Annotated in this window: 16 protein-coding genes, 1 rRNA gene and 3 pseudogenes (1 of these 20 cut by a window edge); 13 read left to right on the plus strand and 7 right to left on the minus strand. The window is 70.9% G+C overall.

Annotated elements, in window-relative coordinates; all coding sequences use genetic code 11:
- Positions 1 to 19 precede the first annotated feature (19 nt).
- Positions 20 to 2,557 (plus strand): FHA domain-containing protein, encoded by a 2,538-nt coding sequence (locus ACWG52_RS28595; protein WP_453126329.1) that lies wholly within the window; start codon positions 20 to 22, stop codon positions 2,555 to 2,557.
- Positions 2,558 to 2,682: 125 nt separating this feature from the next.
- Here the strand turns inward: ACWG52_RS28595 and ACWG52_RS28600 are convergent, their stop codons facing one another.
- The 3 genes from ACWG52_RS28600 to ACWG52_RS28610 all read right to left on the minus strand — a co-directional run bounded on the left by ACWG52_RS28600 (position 2,683) and on the right by ACWG52_RS28610 (position 5,591).
- Positions 2,683 to 3,369, minus strand: a complete 687-nt coding sequence (locus ACWG52_RS28600) for a transglycosylase SLT domain-containing protein (protein ID WP_389809047.1) — start codon at positions 3,367 to 3,369, stop codon at positions 2,683 to 2,685.
- Between the two features lie 282 nt (positions 3,370 to 3,651).
- Positions 3,652 to 4,803, minus strand: a complete 1,152-nt coding sequence (locus tag ACWG52_RS28605) for an S-adenosylmethionine:tRNA ribosyltransferase-isomerase (RefSeq protein WP_453126331.1) — start codon at positions 4,801 to 4,803, stop codon at positions 3,652 to 3,654.
- On the minus strand, positions 4,800 to 5,591 hold the full coding sequence (locus ACWG52_RS28610; RefSeq protein ID WP_453126333.1) for an SDR family NAD(P)-dependent oxidoreductase: 792 nt from the start codon (positions 5,589 to 5,591) through the stop codon (positions 4,800 to 4,802). Before ACWG52_RS28610 ends, ACWG52_RS28605 begins: the two co-directional genes overlap by 4 nt.
- A 157-nt stretch (positions 5,592 to 5,748) precedes the next feature.
- Here ACWG52_RS28610 and ACWG52_RS28615 point away from each other — a divergent pair, with 157 nt between their 5' ends.
- The 6 genes and pseudogenes from ACWG52_RS28615 (at position 5,749) to ACWG52_RS28640 (ending at position 9,142) form a co-directional block, all read left to right on the plus strand.
- Complete coding sequence (locus ACWG52_RS28615; RefSeq protein WP_453126335.1) at positions 5,749 to 6,912, plus strand: GAF domain-containing sensor histidine kinase; 1,164 nt, start codon at positions 5,749 to 5,751, stop codon at positions 6,910 to 6,912.
- On the plus strand, positions 6,905 to 7,564 hold the full coding sequence (locus tag ACWG52_RS28620) for a response regulator (protein ID WP_386236518.1): 660 nt from the start codon (positions 6,905 to 6,907) through the stop codon (positions 7,562 to 7,564). The genes ACWG52_RS28615 and ACWG52_RS28620 overlap by 8 nt, the downstream gene beginning before the upstream one ends.
- A 149-nt stretch (positions 7,565 to 7,713) precedes the next feature.
- Positions 7,714 to 7,959 (plus strand): chaplin, encoded by a 246-nt coding sequence (locus ACWG52_RS28625; protein ID WP_030386462.1) that lies wholly within the window; start codon positions 7,714 to 7,716, stop codon positions 7,957 to 7,959.
- 167 nt (positions 7,960 to 8,126) lie between these two features.
- Positions 8,127 to 8,345, plus strand: a pseudogene (locus ACWG52_RS28630) (hypothetical protein); the annotation flags it as partial.
- Positions 8,339 to 8,863: pseudogene (locus tag ACWG52_RS28635) on the plus strand (YncE family protein); the annotation flags it as partial. The pseudogenes ACWG52_RS28630 and ACWG52_RS28635, both read left to right, overlap by 7 nt.
- A complete protein-coding gene (locus ACWG52_RS28640; RefSeq protein ID WP_389809142.1) occupies positions 8,840 to 9,142 on the plus strand; it encodes a YncE family protein in 303 nt (100 codons plus the stop codon). The pseudogene ACWG52_RS28635 and the gene ACWG52_RS28640, both read left to right, overlap by 24 nt.
- A 203-nt stretch (positions 9,143 to 9,345) precedes the next feature.
- Here the strand turns inward: ACWG52_RS28640 and ACWG52_RS28645 are convergent, their stop codons facing one another.
- Positions 9,346 to 10,128: a hypothetical protein gene (locus ACWG52_RS28645; protein WP_453126338.1), complete on the minus strand. Its 783-nt coding sequence runs from the start codon at positions 10,126 to 10,128 to the stop codon at positions 9,346 to 9,348.
- A 138-nt stretch (positions 10,129 to 10,266) separates the two neighbouring features.
- Between ACWG52_RS28645 and ACWG52_RS28650 the strand changes: the two genes are divergently transcribed.
- From ACWG52_RS28650 to ACWG52_RS28665, 4 genes are all read left to right on the plus strand, one after another.
- On the plus strand, positions 10,267 to 11,061 hold the full coding sequence (locus ACWG52_RS28650) for an ABC transporter ATP-binding protein (protein ID WP_030720092.1): 795 nt from the start codon (positions 10,267 to 10,269) through the stop codon (positions 11,059 to 11,061).
- A 61-nt stretch (positions 11,062 to 11,122) separates the two neighbouring features.
- Entirely contained in the window at positions 11,123 to 11,551 is a 429-nt protein-coding gene (locus ACWG52_RS28655) for an NfeD family protein (RefSeq protein ID WP_389809061.1), read from the plus strand.
- An 84-nt stretch (positions 11,552 to 11,635) separates the two neighbouring features.
- Positions 11,636 to 12,622 (plus strand): SPFH domain-containing protein, encoded by a 987-nt coding sequence (locus ACWG52_RS28660; RefSeq protein WP_033220549.1) that lies wholly within the window; start codon positions 11,636 to 11,638, stop codon positions 12,620 to 12,622.
- 90 nt (positions 12,623 to 12,712) lie between these two features.
- Positions 12,713 to 13,483, plus strand: coding sequence for a sulfite exporter TauE/SafE family protein (locus tag ACWG52_RS28665; protein WP_389809064.1), 771 nt, complete (start codon positions 12,713 to 12,715; stop codon positions 13,481 to 13,483).
- A gap of 59 nt (positions 13,484 to 13,542) precedes the next feature.
- Here ACWG52_RS28665 and ACWG52_RS28670 read toward each other — a convergent pair.
- The 3 genes and pseudogenes from ACWG52_RS28670 to ACWG52_RS28680 form a co-directional block, all read right to left on the minus strand.
- Positions 13,543 to 14,045, minus strand: a pseudogene (locus tag ACWG52_RS28670) (HNH endonuclease).
- Positions 14,046 to 14,194: 149 nt separating this feature from the next.
- Positions 14,195 to 14,731, minus strand: coding sequence for a YbhB/YbcL family Raf kinase inhibitor-like protein (locus tag ACWG52_RS28675; RefSeq protein ID WP_389809067.1), 537 nt, complete (start codon positions 14,729 to 14,731; stop codon positions 14,195 to 14,197).
- 61 nt (positions 14,732 to 14,792) lie between these two features.
- Complete coding sequence (locus ACWG52_RS28680) at positions 14,793 to 15,575, minus strand: sporulation protein (RefSeq protein WP_030720076.1); 783 nt, start codon at positions 15,573 to 15,575, stop codon at positions 14,793 to 14,795.
- 108 nt (positions 15,576 to 15,683) lie between these two features.
- On the opposite strand from ACWG52_RS28680, the gene ACWG52_RS28685 reads away from it, so the two are divergent.
- The gene (locus ACWG52_RS28685) at positions 15,684 to 16,325 is read left to right on the plus strand and encodes a DNA-3-methyladenine glycosylase (protein ID WP_389809071.1); all 642 of its coding nucleotides are present in this window, start codon (positions 15,684 to 15,686) and stop codon (positions 16,323 to 16,325) included.
- 544 nt (positions 16,326 to 16,869) lie between these two features.
- Positions 16,870 to 16,885 (plus strand): 16S ribosomal RNA (locus ACWG52_RS28690); it runs 1,507 nt beyond the window's last position.

Raw genomic sequence — 16,885 nt, forward strand, 5'->3', positions numbered from 1 at the left:
GGACTTAAGTGGGGCTGGAGTGCCGGAACTCGTACTGGAATTGAATGGAAGGACCTGGACGCTCGATCCGTCCAGGTCGTACTCGCTGGGGCGTGATCCCCAGGGAGACGTGGTGATCGACGATGCCCGGGTGTCGTGGCGGCATGCCACCATCGCCTGGAACGGCCGGGGTTGGGGCATCGAGGACCACGGCAGCACCAACGGCACCTACGTGCACGGGGCCAGGGTCCAGCAGACCGAACTCGTGCCCGGCACGCCGGTCCACCTGGGCAACGCGACGGACGGCCCGCGGCTGAATCTGAGCACCGTCGGCGCCGCGGCGCCGCAGCCGGCCGTGGCGCAGCAGGCACAGCAGGCCCCGGCCCAGGCGTACGCCCAGCCGCAGGCCCCGGCCTACCAGGCCCCGCAGCAGCCCCAGCACCAGGCCTGGGAACAGCAGCAGCACGCGCAGCAGCAGCCTCAGCAGCCGCAGGTCAACCTCCCGCACCAGCAGGGCGCCGCCGCTCCCCACCTGGCGCAGGGCGGGGCCCCGGCCTACGGGGACCGCAGCCCGACGACGTTCCACCAGCTCTCGCTGGGCCACGTCATGCGGATCGGTCGTGCGCTGGAGAACGAGCTGGTGGTCTCCGACCTCCAGGTCTCCCGCCACCACGCCGAGTTCCGCTCGATGCCCGGCGGGCGCTTCGAGATCCACGACCTCGGCAGCCACAACGGCACCTACGTCAACGGTCAGCCGCTGGCGAAGTCCGGCACCGCGCTGCTCGGCCCGAACGACATCGTCGGTGTCGGTCACTCGACGTTCCGGATCGTCGGGGACCGCCTGGAGGAGTTCGTCGACACCGGCGAGGTCTCCTTCTCGGCCCGCCACCTCACGGTCACGGTCGACGGCGGCAAGCAGATCCTCAAGGACGTCACCTTCGGCGTCCCGGAGAAGTCGCTGATCGGCGTCATCGGACCCTCGGGCTCCGGCAAGTCCACCCTGCTCAAGGCGCTGACCGGCTACCGGCCCGCCGACCAGGGCGACGTCCTCTACGACAACCGCAACCTGTACAAGCAGTTCGCGGAGCTCCGCCAGCGCATCGGCCTGGTCCCGCAGGACGACATCCTGCACAAGGAGCTGCGCGTCCGTACGGCCCTGAAGTACGCGGCCAAGCTGCGCTTCCCCGGCGACACCGCCGAGTCCGAGCGCGCCGCCCGTATCGACGAGGTGCTGCGCGAGCTCAAGCTCGACATCCACAAGGACAAGAAGATCACCGCGCTCTCGGGTGGTCAGCGCAAGCGCGTGTCCGTCGCCCTGGAGCTGCTGACCAAGCCGTCGCTGATCTTCCTGGACGAGCCGACCTCGGGCCTCGACCCGGGCATGGACCGCGATGTCATGCAGCTGCTGCGCGGCCTCGCCGACGACGGCCGCACGGTCCTCGTCGTCACCCACTCGGTCGCCGAGCTGGCCATCTGCGACAAGCTGCTGGTCATGGCCCCGGGCGGGTCGGTCGCGTACTTCGGCCCGCCGGACGAGGCGCTGAACTTCTTCGGCTACACCACGTGGGCGGACGTCTTCTCGGCCTTCGAGAACTACCGCGACTACGACTGGGCCGGCCGCTGGAAGGGCTCCCAGCACTACCAGCTCTACGCCGCCGACATCGACGCGGTCGCCCCGCAGTCCGTGGCGATGCCTCCGGTCCAGCACATGCGCCCGACCAAGCCGCAGGGCTGGGGCTCGCAGCTGTGGACGCTGATGCGCCGCTACGTCTCGGTGATCGCGTCGGACGTGGGCTTCCTGGCCCTGATGGTGCTCCTGCCCGCCGTCCTCGGCGTGGTCTCCACGGTGATCCCCGCGAAGTTCGGCCTCGCGCCGCCCGTCGCGCCGTCCCGCTTCAACGGCGACGCCGGCACGATCATGCTGATCCTCGCCGTCGGCATGTGCTTCTCGGGCGCCGCCAACTCGGTCCGTGAGTTGATCAAGGAACGGGTCATCTACGAGCGAGAACGCGCGACGGGTCTGTACCGGTCCGCGTACCTGATGTCGAAGGTGATCGTCCTCGGCGTCATCACGGCCATCCAGGGCGTGATCATCTGCGCGATCGGCTTCTTCCCGCGCGACCTGCCCGCCGAGGGTCTGCTCATGCCGCCGGCCGTCGAGATCTGCCTGTCGGTCATCGCGCTCGGCTTCACGTCGATGATGTTCGGCCTGGTGATCTCCTCGCTGGTGAAGACCGCCGAGAAGACCATGCCGCTGCTGGTCATGTTCGCGATCGTCCAGGTCGTCTTCACCGGCATCCTCTTCCAGGTCTACGACTCCCCGGGCCTGGAGCAGTTCGCCTGGCTGATGCCGTCCCGCTGGGCCATCGCCGCCGCCGGCACCACGCTGGACCTCGGCAAGCTCATGCCGCCGTGGGACGCGGAGAACCCGACCAACACCGACCCGCTCTGGGACGCCACGATCGGGCAGTGGAGCCTGAACATCACCATCCTGCTGCTGATCGGCGTCGCCTGCGGCTTCGCGGTGCAGCGCCTGCTGCGCCGCCACGAGCCCGAGGTCATGCGCGCGGGCAAGTAGGACGCGGGCGCGCGGGCGGCGGCACGAACGCCCGCGTACACGACGACGCACGAAAACGCCTCAGGGCGGCATCCGGAGGTCCGGGTGCCGCCCTGAGGCGCATGGGGCTTCGGGTGCGTCAGGGCCTAGTAGGCGCTGTTGACGTTGTCCATGGAGCCGTAGCGGTCGGCCGCGTAGTTGCAGGCGGCGACGATGTTGGCGACCGGGTCGTACTGGTCGAACTTGGTGCCCTTGACGTGGTACGCCTTGAAGGTCGGGTAGATGACCTGGAGCAGACCCTTGCTGGGGATGCCGTTCTGGGCGTTGATGTCCCAGTTGTTGATCGCCATCGGGTTACCGCTGGACTCGCGCATGATGTTCTTGTGGATTCCGGCGTAGGTGCCCGGAATGCCTTCCTTCTTCATGATGAAGAGGGCTTCCTTGATCCAACCGTCGAGGTTGTTCGCGAAGACCGGGGTGCGGGCGGCGGAGCGGCTGGCGGCAGCCTTCTGCTCGCGGGCCTTCTTCGCGGCGGCCTCGGCCTTGGCCTTGGCGTCGGCGTCGGCCTTGATCTTGGCCGCGGCCTTGGCGTTCGCCTGGGAGATGACCTGCTGTGCGGAGAGGTGGCCCTGCAGCGTCTTCGTCTGCGCGCCGTTGACGGCCTGGGTCCAGGCGACGGGGGCAGCGTTGATCGTCTGCGCCTCGGCGGCGGCGGTGCCGGCCGGTGCGAGGGAGAAGGCGACGGCGGCGGCGCTCAGCGTGGCGACACCGGCGATGGACAGCTTGTGTGCCTTCGTCAGACGACTGTGACCGGGGGTGCGGGAAGCAGACATGGCGGGGCAACCTCTTCGAATAGCGGGAGTCGCAGGAAGGCGCTTTGTGGATCCGGGGATCCGCGGTGCTGTGCGACGGGAGCAATTCTTAGCGGCGGCAAAATCCTGTGGCAAAGGTGTGACGTACGATCCCGCTTAGTGGATCACGCACGGGCGCCGAGGCCCGATTTCAGGCCTCGGCGCTAGGTGGGACAGCACTGACAGGGTCTTTATGCGTCCACTAGGCAGCTTCGTAAGTGATGTGGGTCCTATGTGCGGGGTCACATCGGGCATGCGACGGTTTTACCGTGCGTTGCTGCCGCAATGCATATGGTCACGGTTCTCATCCTTGAGTAGCAGATGGACGTCCCCGAACTCGTGCCACAGGCAGAGTCGGGCCCGTGCCTCGGCATACCCGAGCCGTACCGCGGTCCGCCCCGCGACCGCCTCCAGCATCAGCAGATGGGAGGCCTCGGGCTCGTGCAGCCCGGTCAGCAGTCCGTCCACCACCCGCACCCCGCGCTCCGGGGTCACCACCAGATCGGTCCACCCGGCGGCCGGGCGCACCCGCCCCCGCGCGTCCGCCGCCGACTCCAGGGCCCGTACCGCCGTGGTCCCCACCGCGATGACCCTCCCGCCGGCGGCCCGCGCGGCGTTCACCAGCCCCGCCGTCGTGGCGGACACCGCGTACCGCTCCGGGTACGGCGGCTCGTGCGCCTCCTGCGAGGCCACCCCCGTGTGCAGGACCAGCGGGGCGAACTGCACCCCCCGGCTCACCAGCCGCGCCACCAGCTCCGCCGTGAAGGGCCGGCCCGCGCTCGGCATCTCCGCCGAGCCCGACCCGTCGGCGGCCGGCACCGCGAACACCGTCTGATAGGCCGAGAGCGGCTGGTCCCGCTCCGTGTACGCGTACCGGATCGGCCGCCCGTGCGCCCGCAGCAGCGCGGGCACCCCGTCCGCCGCGGGGGAGGGGCGCGCCCACCACAGCCGGTCCGCGCCCGCCGCCAGTGGCTCCTCCAGGGTCAGGCGGTACCCACCCGGCAGCTCCAGCACCGCCCCGGCCGGCCCCCCGGGGCGCCGCCGGGTCGTCCCGTCGCCGGCCGGGGCGCGCAGCTCCACCGCCCAGCGGCCTCCCCCGGAGCTCGACCGGGGGTGCCCCCTGTCGCCGCGGGTCGAGAAGTGCACCACCAGGTCCTCGCCGCCCAGCCGGGCGTCCACGGCGGCCGCCAGTGTGGTCGAGGTGTTCACCACGAGGACGTCCCCGGCCCGCAGCAGCCCCGGCAGCTCTCGGAAGGCGCGCAGCGACACCGGCTCGCGGCCCCGGGACACCAGCAGCCGCACGGCGTCCCGCCCCAGCCCCGGCCCCCGCTGCTCGGCCGGAACCCGAGCAGACAATTGTGGCGGTATGTCCGTTATATATAGGGCTTCCTCCCGCAGGGTCCGCCGGCCGCTCACCGCCCGGCCCCCGCGCCCGCCCCGAAGCCCGCCTCCAGGCCCGCCCCCGCGGGCGCCCCCGGGCCGACGTCCGACCCTCCCACCGGGCCCGGCTCCGCCACCAGCTCCAGCGCCGTGTACCGCCCGCTCGGCAGCGCCCGCTCCACCAGCCGGAGCAGCACCGGAGCCACCTCCTCCGGTGTCGGCAGCCCCGTCAGGTCCTCGCCCGGCTCGGCCGCCGCCATCATCCGCGTCCGCATCGACCCCGGATCGGCCCACCACACCCGCAGCCCCGGCTCCTCCACCGCCAGCACGGCCGACATCAGGTCCCCCGCCGCCTTGGTCGCCCCGTACGCCCCCCACGTCGCGTACGCCACCACCGCCGCGTCCGAGCTGATGTTCAGCACCGCCCCGGCCCGCGCCGCCCGCAACAGCGGCAGTCCCTCCTGGATCAGCCCCAGCGGCCCCACCACATTGACCTCGAAGGCCTCACGCAGCCCGTCCGGCGCGTGCTCCGCCAGCGGCACCAACGGCTCGGCACCGAGCACCCCCGCGTTGTTCACCAGCAGGTCCAGCCCGCCCAGCTCCCGCGCCGCCGCCACCAGCGCCGCCCGGTGCGCCGCCGAGGTCACGTCCCCGGCCACCGCCACCACCCGGCCCCCGGAAGCCCGCGCGGCCCCGGCCGCGGCCTCCTCCAGCGCCGCCGCACCCCGTGCGCTCAGCACCAGGTCCCAGCCCCGCGCCGCCAGCTCCCCGGCCAGTGCCCGGCCGAGCCCCCTGGACGCCCCCGTCACGATCGCCACCGACATGACAGCACCCTCGCCTTCCGTACCGATCAGCAGATGCCCCCAACCTAGGAACGGCCCACCTCCCACCGCGTCGGCCACGAGCCCCACCCCCACAGGTCCCTTCGACCTACGTCCGCGGCCCGATCCCGCAGGTCACGGCCGCGGGTACGGTGACCCCATGACCGGTAGCCCCCCGCACGGCGGGCCCCCCAGCGGCCTGGCCGCCGTGAGCACCGCGCTGCTCGCCATGAGCCGCCGCCTGGAGGTCCGCGACGTCCTGCGCACGATCGTCGTCTCCGCCCGCGAACTCCTGGACGCCGAGTACGCGGCCCTGGGCGTCCCGGACGACCACGGCGGCTTCGCCCAGTTCGTCGTGGACGGCATCAGCCCCGAGCAGTGGCGCCGCATCGGCCCGCTGCCCCGCCAGCACGGCATCCTCGCCGCGATGCTCCACGAGGACGGCCCCGAGCGCCTGGCCGACGTACGCCAGGACCCGCGCTTCGAGGGCTGGCCGGCCGCCCACCCGGAGATGTCCGACTTCCTCGGCATGCCCGTGCGCGACGGCGAGGAGACCCTCGGAGCCCTCTTCCTCGCGAACAAGCGCGGCGGGTCCCCGGACGGCCGCCAGGGCTTCACCGACGAGGACCAGGAACTCCTCTCCCTCCTCGCCCAGCACGCGGCCATCGCGCTCACCAACGCCCATCTCTACGAGCGCAGCCGCGAGCTCACCATCGCCGAGGAGCGCTCCCGGCTCGCCCACGAGCTGCACGACGCCGTCAGCCAGAAGCTCTTCTCGCTCCGCCTCACCGCCCAGGCCGCCGCCGCCCTCGTCGACCGCGACCCGGCCCGCGCCAAGGACGAGCTCCAGCAGGTGGCCGCCCTGGCCGCGGAGGCCGCCGACGAACTGCGCGCCGCCGTGACCGAGCTGCGCCCGGCGGCCCTGGACGAGGACGGGCTGGTCGCCACCCTCCGTACGCACGTCCACGTACTCGACCGCGCCCACACCGCGCACGTCACCTTCACCTGCGCGGGCGTACGGGCCCTGCCCGCGACCCAGGAGGAAGCCCTGCTCCGCGTCGCCCAGGAAGCCCTGCACAACGCCCTGCGCCACTCGGCCGGCGACCGCGTCGAGGTGACCTTGGCCCGGACGCCCGCCGGGGGAGCGGTCCTCACGGTCCTCGACACCGGCAAGGGCTTCGACCCCCAGGCGGTCCGCCGGGCGGGCCGCCATCTGGGCCTGGTCTCCATGCGCGACCGCGCGAGCGGCGTCGGCGGCCGGCTCACCGTGCACTCGGAGCCCGGTCGGGGCACCACGATCGAGATGGAGGTCCCCGGTGGCTGACGGCACCGGCCGCGGCGGCGGCATTCGGGTACTGCTGGTCGACGACCACCAGGTGGTCCGGCGGGGCCTGCGCACCTTCCTGGAGGTCCAGGAGGACATCGAGGTGGTCGGCGAGGCCTCCGACGGCGAGGAGGGCATCGCCCGCGCCGAGGAGCTGGGGCCCGACGTGATCCTGATGGACATCAAGATGCCCGGCACCGACGGCATCGAGGCGCTGCGCAGGCTGCGCGAGCTGGCGAACCCGGCCCGGGTGCTGATCGTCACCAGCTTCACGGAGCAGCGGACCGTGGTCCCCGCCCTGCGAGCCGGCGCGGCGGGCTACGTCTACAAGGACATCGATCCCGACGCGCTGGCCGGAGCCATCCGCTCGGTCCACGCGGGCCACGTACTCCTCCAGCCGGAGGTGGCCCTGGCGCTCCTCTCCCAGGAGGACCAAGGCGCCCCTGCGGGCCGGCCCGGCTCGCTGACCGACCGCGAGCGCGAGGTCCTGGGCCTGATCGCCGACGGGCGCTCCAACCGCGAGATCGCCCGCGCGCTGGTCCTGTCCGAGAAGACGGTCAAGACCCACGTCTCGAACATCCTGATGAAGTTGGACCTTTCCGATCGGACCCAGGCCGCGTTGTGGGCGGTCAGGCACGGAATCGCGGAGTGATCGGAGCTGAATCGGACCGTCTCGTTCCGGTCTGAGATTCATACGGTCGGGTGTATGTAGCCCACATGGCGTATCCGGATCGCGGGCCGGGCGTTCTCCAAGGCGTGTCGCGACGGCTGGTCGCGGCAGACGCACTGGAGGACGAGAACGTGAAGAACTTCAAGAAGGCCGCAGCCGTCACCATGATCGCGGGCGGCCTCCTCGCCGCCGGCGCCGGTGTCTCCTCGGCGCACGGCGGTGCGTCGGCGGAGGGTGAGGCCCTGAACTCGCCCGGCGTGGCCTCCGGGAACCAGGTCCAGGTCCCCGTGCACATCCCCGTGAACGTGGTCGGCAACACGGTCAACGTGATCGGCCTGCTCAACGGCGCCTTCGGCAACACCGGCGTCAACGCCTGACCCCCCGCACGGCCTGACCCCGCCCGCGGCGCCGCTTCCTCCCTCTCCCCAGGAAGCGGCGCCGTTGCGGTGTCTCCGCACGTGGTCACGGGGCGGACGGGGGGACGTCGCCCACCCGTGCGCGAGCCTCACCCCGCGGCCCCGCCCGCGGTCCTAGCTTTGCCCGCATGACGAGGAACCGGTACATCGGCCGATGCGCCGCCGTCGCGCTCGCCGCGGCAGTGGGCCTGACGGGACTGCCGGACGCGCCCGGGGCGCAGGCGGCAGCGCCGTCGGCGAGCCCCGCCCACGCGGCCTCCGGCCTCGTCTACGTGGCGAACCTGAACTCCGACACGGTCTCGGTCGTCGACCCCCGCACCGGCACTGTCGTGGACACCGTTCCCGTGGGGACGGGCCCGACAGCGTGGCCCTCAGCCCCGACGGCACCCGCCTCTATGTCACCGACTCCGCGGCGGACACCGTGTCCGTGGTCGACACCCGAAGCAGGACGGTCGTCGAAACCGTCGCGGTCGGGCACGAACCGAGCAGGGTGACGGTCTCCCCGGACAACAGGAACGTCTACGTGGCCAACGTCGGCGCGGGCACCGTGTCGGTGATCAGCCCCCGCACCCTCGCCGTCACGGACACCATCGCGGTGGGCGACGCGCCCCTGGGCCTCGCGGTGACACCGGACGCACGCACGCTGTACGTCGCCTCCGCCGGATCCGACAGCGTCTCGGTGATCCGCACCGACACCGGCACGGTCACCGCCGAGATCCCCGTCGGCGGCGGACCCACCGCCCTCGCCCTCACCCCCGACGGTCATCACCTCTACGTGTCCAACCTGACTTCGGACGACGTATCCGTGGTCGACACCCGGGCCCGCAGGGAGACGGACCGCATCCGGGTCGGGGACCAGCCCGCGGGCATCGGAGTCCTGCCGGACGGCCGGCGCGTCTACGTCGCCGACCTCGGGTCGGACGACGTCTCGGTGATCAGCACCCGCAGCCGCACCGTCACGGAAACCGCCGCCGTGGGCGACGGCCCCAACGGCCTCGCCGTCGGCCCGGACGGCCGTAGCGTCCACGTCAGCAACTTCGACTCGGACTCGTTGTCGGTGATCGACACCAGAACGGGCAGGACGTTCACCGTCCCGGTGGGCGACGGCCCGACCGGCGTCACGACACAAGCACCCCCGCACTGACCCGAGGCGCCCCCACCCAGCCCCAACGGCGCCGAGGCGCACCCACCCACCCACCCTCGTCGGTGTCGTGGCGCGCCCGTTCCAGCCTCGCCGGCGTTTGAGGCGCGGGGTGTGGGGCGGAGCCCCACGAAGCCCGGCGCAGCCGGGGCCGCCCGCGCAGCGGCGCCGCACCCCCGCCCCCGGCCCGCCCCCGGCCAGGAAGGTCACCCCCGCTCGCGCGCCTCGACGGCCGAGTTGTACGCCGCCACCAGCGCCCGCCGAGCGACCCGCTCGACCGGCCGCAGCGCCTCCGCCCGCGCCGCCATCTCGGAGGCGGCCACCGCACCCCCGTGTCCGTTCTCGTACGCCAGCGACACCATCAGATCCACCCGCTGCGCCAGCGCCAGCACCCGCACGGCCCGCGCCGGATATCCCGGCGCCAGCGCCTCCCGCCCGGCCTCCGCCCGCGCCCGGTACGCCGACAGCGCGGCCTCCGCGACCGGCCCCGACCCGGCCACGTCCAGCCGGGTCAGCACCTCGGTCGCCTCGCGCAGCGCCTCCGCCAGCTCCCGCTCCGCCTCGCCCAGCGAGGGCACGTCCGCCGGCGGGGCCTCCCGTACCGGCAGCACGTGCCAGGTCACCGACACGTGCACGTCCCCGGCCGGCCCGACCTCCGACACCTCCGGCACCAGACCCAGCGCCGTCCCCACGGCGACGACCGCCTCCTCCGCCTCCAGGGCGCGCGCGTTGAACTCCGGCGGCCCGCTCAGTCCCAACGGATGCCCCGGCGCCGGCAGCGCCACCCGCAGCCCCGTCACCCCCAGCGCGCGCAGCCGGCCGAGCGCCAGGGTGAGCCCGACCGGGCCCGTCTCGCCCGGCAGCCCCTCCACCCGGTGCACGACGTCCTCGCCCACGATCGACAACACGGCCTCGTCGGGCGAGACCAGACCGGCCAACAGTGCGTTCCCCCAGGCGGCCAAGCGCCCTGAACGTGGTTCGAAAAGCATCCCCCTACTTTACGGATCGGCCCCGGCACCGGGCCCCGGCCCCGGAGGCCTCTCCGAGTGGCGTAGGTTTTCCCCTGGGGCTGCGTCTAGCGGCGCACAGAGAGCCGAACCGTGACTGCAAGGGGTGACAACACGCTCATGAGCGATGTTCTGGAGCTGGTGGACGTATCCGTGGTCCGCGAGGGCCGGGCTCTGGTGGACCAGGTCTCCTGGTCGGTGAAGGAGGGGGAGCGCTGGGTGATCCTCGGCCCCAACGGCGCCGGCAAGACCACTCTGCTGAACCTCGCCTCCAGCTACCTCTTCCCCACCAAGGGCAGCGCCACCATCCTCGGCAGCACCCTCGGCAAGGTCGACGTGTTCGAGCTGCGCCCCCGCATCGGTGTCGCGGGCATCGCGATGGCCGACAAGCTGCCCAAGCGGCAGACCGTCCTGCAGACCGTCCTCACCGCGGCCTACGGCATGACGGCGACCTGGCAGGAGGAGTACGAGGACGTCGACGAACAGCGCGCCCGCGCCTTCCTCGACCGCCTCGGCATGACGGAGTACCTCGACCGCAAGTTCGGCACCCTCTCCGAGGGCGAGCGCAAGCGCACGCTGATCGCCCGCGCCCTGATGACGGACCCCGAGCTGCTGCTCCTCGACGAGCCCGCCGCCGGTCTGGACCTCGGCGGTCGCGAGGACCTCGTACGCCGCCTCGGCCGCCTCGCCCGCGACCCGCTCGCCCCGTCGATGGTCATGGTCACGCACCACGTCGAGGAGATCGCCCCCGGCTTCACCCACGTCCTGATGATCCGTCAGGGCAAGGTCGTCACCGCGGGTCCGATCGACCTCGAACTGACCTCCCGCAACCTCTCCCTCTGCTTCGGCCTCCCGCTGGTCGTCGAGCGCAACGGGACCGATCGCTGGACCGCCCAGGGACTTCCCCTCGGCTGAACCCCCTTACGGGTTCCCCGCACCCTGTCCCGACCGCGCCCACCCGACCTACCATGACCATGTGGACATCGACGCGTGGGTGTGGTGGCTCATCGGCGCGGTCGGACTGGGCATCCCCCTCGTCCTGACCGCCATGCCGGAGTTCGGCATGTTCGCAGTCGGCGCGGTCGCGGCCGCCGTCACGGCTGCCCTCGGCGGGGAAGTGGTCGCCCAGGTCCTGGTCTTCGTCATCGTGTCGGTCGCGCTCATCGCCGTCGTACGGCCCATCGCCAACCGCCACCGCGACCAGCGCCCCCAACACCGCAGCGGCATCGACGCGTTGCGGGGCAGATCCGCCGTCGTCCTGGAACGGGTCGACGGCAGCGGCGGCCGCATCAAGCTCGCCGGCGAGGTCTGGTCCGCGCGCACCCTCGACGCGGACAGCAGCTTCGAACCGGGCCAGTCCGTCGATGTGGTGGAGATCGACGGGGCGACCGCGGTCGTCATGTGACAACCAGCCTGCTCGCGGCCCCAAGGTCTGCGAGACTCCGATCAACGGGGCAGCACAGACAGCCGGAAGGGCACGGGGAACCGCATGCAACCGATCATCATCGTCCTGATCATTCTGGTGGTTCTGGTCTTCATCGCACTGGTCAAGACGATCCAGGTGATCCCGCAGGCCAGCGCCGCCATCGTCGAGCGGTTCGGCCGCTACACCCGCACCCTCAACGCGGGCCTCAACATCGTCGTCCCGTTCATCGACTCCATCCGCAACCGGATCGACCTCCGTGAACAGGTCGTCCCGTTCCCGCCGCAGCCCGTCATCACCCAGGACAACCTGGTCGTCAACATCGACACCGTCATCTACTACCAGGTGACCGACGCGCGGGCCGCGACCTACGAAGTGGCCAGCTACATCCAGGCCATCGAGCAGCTCACCGTCACCACGCTCCGCAACATCATCGGTGGCATGGACCTGGAACGGACCCTCACCTCCCGCGAGGAGATCAACGCGGCCCTGCGCGGCGTCCTCGACGAGGCCACCGGCAAGTGGGGCATCCGCGTCAACCGCGTCGAGCTCAAGGCCATCGAGCCGCCGACCTCCATCCAGGACTCGATGGAGAAGCAGATGCGCGCCGACCGCGACAAGCGCGCCGCGATCCTCCAGGCCGAAGGCGTCCGCCAGTCCGAGATCCTGCGCGCCGAGGGTGAGAAGCAGTCCTCCATCCTGCGCGCCGAAGGTGACGCCAAGGCCGCCGCCCTGCGCGCCGAGGGCGAGGCCCAGGCCATCCGCACGGTCTTCGAGTCCATCCACGCCGGCGACGCCGACCAGAAGCTCCTCGCCTACCAGTACCTCCAGATGCTCCCGAAGATCGCCGAAGGCGACGCCAACAAGCTCTGGATCGTGCCGAGCGAGATCGGCGACGCCCTCAAGGGCCTCTCCGGAGCCATGGGCAACTTCGGCCCGATGGGCGGAGGTTCGGGGTTCAACCCGCAGAACGCCGGCAAGGACGGCGGCGGCATCCCGGCCGCACGGGACAAGGACGCCGCGGAACGCCGCGAACAGCCCCCCATCGATTGACCGGCCATCCCCTTCCTGCATGATCGGTGAGGCCCCTCGACCTTCATGGCGGGGAGGCGACTCACTCACGCAAAGGGGATGGCACCGTCCATGTCCATCTGGGAATCACTCGCTGTCCTCGTCGCCGGCATCGGCGCGGGCACGATCAACACCATCGTCGGCTCCGGCACCCTGATCACCTTCCCGGTGCTGCTCGCCACCGGTCTCCCGCCGGTCACCGCCAACGTGTCCAACACCCTCGGCCTGGTGCCCGGGTCGATCAGCGGAGCCATCGGCTACCGCAAGGAGCTCCAGGGACAACGCGCCCGCGTCCTGCGGCTCGGCTCCGTGTCCCTCGTCGGCGGACTCGCGGGCGCGATCCTGCTCCTCACCCTGCCGTCCGAGTCCTTCGACACGATCGTGCCCGTCCTGATCGCACTGGCCCTGGTCCTCGTCGTCCTGCAGCCCCGGCTCGCCGCCGCGCTCCGCCGACGCCAGGAAGCCGCCGGAGGCGACACCGGCCACCCCGACGGCGGACCGGCCCTGCTCGGCGGGATGCTGCTCTCCAGCGCCTACGGCGGCTACTTCGGTGCCGCCCAGGGCGTGCTCTACCTCGGCCTGATGGGCCTGCTGCTCCGCGAGGACCTGCAACGCGTCAACGCCGTCAAGAACGTCATCGCCGCTCTGGTGAACGGCATCGCGGCCGTCGTCTTCCTCTTCGTCGCCGAGTTCGACTGGACGGCCGTCGTCCTCATCGCCATCGGCTCCACGATCGGCGGCCAGATCGGCGCCAAGGTCGGCCGCCGCCTCTCGCCGACCGTCCTGCGCGCGGTCATCGTGACGGTCGGCATCCTCGCCATCGTCCAACTGCTCGTCAGCTGAGCGACGTAGAAGAACTACGTCGCCCAGCGCATCCGGCTACATCAACACGGAGGACCCGCCTAGGCGGAACGCTCCAGCCACTCCGGGAGCGCCTCCTGCCCGGCCACCCCAGAGCCAGCAGCATCGCCTCCGCCGGCGACGGCACGAACGGCCTCCGGAGGAGCGGCATCCCCGCCTCCTCCGGAGTCCGGGCCGCCTTGCGGTGGTTGTCCTCGGCGCAGGAAGCCACCGTGTTCAGCCAGGTGTCCCCACCCCCCTGGGCCCGCGGCAGTACGTGGTCCACGGTCGTCGCGCGCTTCCCGCAGTACGCGCAACGGTGCTGGTCCCGGACCAACACCCCCCTCCGCGACCAGGGAGCGTGTCTTCGGAAGGGCACCCGGACGTACCGGCAGAGCCTGATCACCCGGGGCATCGGAAGATCCATGGTGGCCGCGCGCACACGCAGCTCGGGGTGCGACTGTTCGACGACGGCCTTGTCCTGGAGCACCAGAACCACGGCCCGGTTCAGAGTCACTGTCGACAGCGGCTCGAAGCTCGCATTCAGCACCAGCGTGTCCCGCATCTCGCCCACCTCCCGTGTGCAGGCCCGCGACCACCCTGGCGGCAGGGCCCGGAACCACTCTGGCCGCGCGCGCCACGCGGGACAACGCAATAAAAATGCCCGGTCCTGGCCTTCTTTAGACCAGGACCGGGCAAACGCTCGGGGAACGATCAGCGCGCGGGAGGCGCTTCGTACTCGGCGACGAGCTGCGCCCGCCCCAAGGCGTGGAACCGCAGATGGAAGCCGACGACGGCCGGCGAGGAGTCCGCGTCGGGGCCGAGCTGCTCCTGATCCACCGCGTACACGGTGAACACGTAGCGGTGCCGCTCCCCACGCGGCGGGGCCGCACCACCGAAGTCCCTCGTGCCGTAGTCGTTCCGCGCGTGCACGGCACCCTCCGGCAGGCCCACGAAGTCCCCGGTGCCCGCCCCCGCCGGCAGCTCCGTCACCGAGACGGGCAGATCGAAGAGGACCCAGTGCCAGAACCCGCTGCCCGTGGGGGCGTCCGGGTCGAAGCAGGTCACGGCGAAGCTCTTCGTGCCCTCGGGGGCCCCCTCCCACCGCAGGTGCGGCGAGACGTTCTTCCCCGTCAGGATCTGAGCCGCGTGCAGATCGGCTCCGTGGGCGACGTCCTCGCTCGTCACCGTGAAGGACGCGACCTCCGGGTGGAAGTCGTGGGGAAGAGGCGCCCTGCTCTGCTCTGACACTGCTGAACCTCCGAAAAAGCGGGATGTCGGACCGCGTCCGCGATCGGACGCGCTTGCGAGCCTAGAACCAGTTGCGCTTCGAACCGACGCCGGCGATCCACTGGTTCAGGTACGCGGCCCAGTCCGTGTCCTGGTACGACTGCAGCCCCACCTGGAAGCAGCGGTAGGTGTCGCTGCCCTCGGTGAACAGACCGGGCTTCTTGTCCATCTCCAGCACGACGTCCATCTCGCGACCGTCGGAGATGAAGGTGAGCTCCACCTGGTGCAGCCCGCGGTACTGCGACGGCGGCAGGAACTCGATCTCCTGGTAGAAGGGCAGCGACTGGCGCGTCCCACGGATGTGACCGCGCTCCATGTCCGCGCTGCGGAAGGTGAAGCCGAGCTGCCGGAAGGCATCGAGGATCGCCTGCTGCGCCGGCACCGGGTGCACGTTGATCGCGTCGAGGTCACCCGCGTCCACCGCGCGAGCGATCTCCAGCTCGGTGCTGACGCCGATGTTCATCCCGTGCAGGTGCTGACCCCCGAAGTGGGTGATCGGCGTCTCCCAGGGGATCTCCAGCCCGAACGGCACCACGTGCAGGGCGCCGGGCTGCACCTTGAAGGCACCACCCAGACGCTGCTTGGTGAAGACGATGTCCTGCTTGTACTCCTGGTCCCCGCCCTCGACCTCGACCCGCGCCTGCAGCCCGACGGACAGCCCCTCGATCTGCTGCTCCACGGATCCACCCTGGATCCGGACCTCGCCCTGGACGATTCCGCCCGGCACGACGTTCGGCTCGGTGATGATCGTGTCGACCGAAGCACCACCGGCGCCCAGGCTCGCGAACAGCTTCTTGAAGCCCATGCTCTAACTCCCCTTGAAGGATCTGGCGACTACGCCGCGACTACCCCGTATCAACGCGGAACCTTAGGCCCCGGTTCCAGGAGGACGCGTTCCACTACGCTCGACCGGATGAGCGCGCGCCCTGACCGTACGCCCCTGCCCAGGTCCTTCTTCGACCGCCCGGTCCTCACCGTGGCCCCGGACCTCCTCGGCCGCACCCTCGTCCGCCGCACCACGGACGGGCCCCTCGAACTACGCATCACGGAGGTGGAGGCGTACGAGGGGGAGAGCGATCCCGGCTCCCACGCCTACCGCGGCCGCACCGCACGCAACGCCTCCATGTTCGGTCCACCCGGACACGCGTACGTCTACTTCATCTACGGCATGTGGTTCAGCCTCAACCTGGTGTGCGGCCCCCCGGGCCACGCGAGCGGGGTGCTGCTGCGCGCGGGCGAGGTCACGGTGGGCGCCGACCTGGCCACCAAACGTCGAGTTTCGGCCAGAAACCCGAGAGAACTGGCCAAAGGACCGGCCCGCCTGGCCACGGCCTTGGACGTGGACCGCTCCCTCGACGGCACCGACCTCTGCGCGGGCCCCGATTCCCCCTTGTCCCTCCTCACGGGCACCCCGACCTCGGCGGACCTGGTGAGCAGCGGCCCGCGCACGGGAGTGGGCGGAGCCGGCGCGACCCACCCGTACCGCTTCTGGATCACCCACGACCCGACGGTGAGCCCGTACCGCGCCCACGCACCACGCCGCCGCTCAACTTGACTCGGCCCTTCCGGACGCCTAACGTAGCCCGAGCCGCTTGAACGGGTCACTGCCATCAGCAGCCCCCGGAGCGGCCAACCCACACCTACGACTTACCCCTGGCGGGGATCTATTCGGCATGCCCGAATTCCTGGCCGGTGGCTCGATTATGAGCCGCGAGGGATAAGCGCTAAAGTGGTGGAACGCCGAAAGGCAAAGACCCCCAACGGTCACCGAATTCAAATCCACCGCCGGAAACGGCGCGGAAATGATCTGGTAGAGTTGGAAACGCAAGAACAGAACGAAAGCCCGGAGGAAAGCCCGAGAGGGTGAGTACAAAGGAAGCGTCCGTTCCTTGAGAACTCAACAGCGTGCCAAAAATCAACGCCAGAAGTTGATACCCCGTCCACTTCGGTGGATGAGGTTCCTTTGAAAAAGACCTGTGAGGTCGCCTTCGGGTGATGCTTGCAGGCAACAACACAGCGAGGACGTTGTGGCGCGTCGGTCTTATTCCGACATGACGTGCCCGCTCTAAGTGATGTGTGCACCCGATCACGGGTAAACATTCATGGAGAGTTTGA

The organism is Streptomyces sp. CLCI03 (genome assembly GCF_053615355.1).